The organism is uncultured Campylobacter sp., assembly GCF_938031315.1.
GTDB lineage: Bacteria > Campylobacterota > Campylobacteria > Campylobacterales > Campylobacteraceae > Campylobacter_B.
The window spans coordinates 1-1,047 of the sequence record NZ_CALHHT010000257.1 but is presented as its reverse complement, the minus strand read 5'-3'; the positions used below and the strand labels follow the sequence as shown (position 1 = coordinate 1,047).

Here is a 1,047-nt window from a genome sequence, read left to right as displayed (position 1 = left end):
CGATCAGAAATACAAAAATTTAAGCCGCCTTAATCTCTCGTAGCCTATACCAAGCGATGATTTGTAAGATAAACGCCGCCAGAAGTATAAAATATCCGATAGCTATAGCGACCGTTAGCGCACCGATGACCGTGCAAATGAAGTAATAGAGGAAAAATTTATCGCCCGATATTCTTGAAAGCTCATTATAAACTTGGAATTCTTTAAAAAACGCATAGATCATACTGATTATGCCGGCGATGAAGAAAATGACGCCGATGGCTATGCCGATACCGCTGGCACCGCCATATTTAGCGCTAGCGCCTATCAGTGCGAATACCCCCATAGTCACACCTATAAAGATAAGTATGGTCGCTACGACGGTGGCTACTAGATAAATGAGGTAGTTTTTCTTAAGCGTAGGGCTGGCGGCTTTATTTGAAAGCTTGATGATAGCGAGCAATATACATATAAAACCTGCGATGACGAAAACTAAACCGATAAACGGAATAACGCCTAAAATCGGTAGCGCCGATCCCGCTAGTCCAAGCGTTCTGATGGTTGATAAATTATCATCCCCAAGAGAAAAATTAGAGAAATCTACGTTAATGAGCTTTGTTTTTGTAAGGTATATCTCCTTTGCAGTTTGCCCCTCTGCGATAAAATCAACTTCATCGCCTTTACTCAAAACGACTGGTTTGCCTTCCTCGTTTGCCGATTTCACATCCTCTTGCTGGTATGAGTAGCGGCTCTCATCTGCGGCAAGGATAATGCCCTTAGCCAAAATAGTTCCTTTCACAGTCTCTCCTTTGAAATTAAATAAAATGTGGATTATATATTTTTTAAACAAAAGCTTATCTTAAAGATAGTAGTTCAGCATCAAATCCGCTTTATCCGCGGTCAAATTTACCCGAAGGATCATCTTACTCACCGCTCTTTCGCAGCGTGAAATTTTAATCTTATCATAGCGCAGCTCTACGCCCGAACTCACGCCCTGCCGCACGCTCAAAACATAAAATTTCAAAATTTAAAAGCGCTATCCAATAAATGCGCCCTTAAATACGACCC

The 1,047-nt window shown here is 41.5% G+C and carries 2 protein-coding genes; both read right to left on the bottom strand.

The annotated features are described in order from the left end of the window. Nucleotides 1-19: 19 nt before the first annotated feature. The gene (locus Q0236_RS06465) at nucleotides 20-778 is read right to left on the bottom strand and encodes a DUF996 domain-containing protein (protein ID WP_297916200.1); all 759 of its coding nucleotides are present in this window, start codon (nucleotides 776-778) and stop codon (nucleotides 20-22) included. A 60-nt stretch (nucleotides 779-838) separates the two neighbouring features. Further along, a complete protein-coding gene (locus tag Q0236_RS06460) occupies nucleotides 839-970 on the bottom strand; it encodes a hypothetical protein (protein ID WP_297916198.1) in 132 nt (43 codons plus the stop codon). Nucleotides 971-1,047 lie beyond the last annotated feature (77 nt).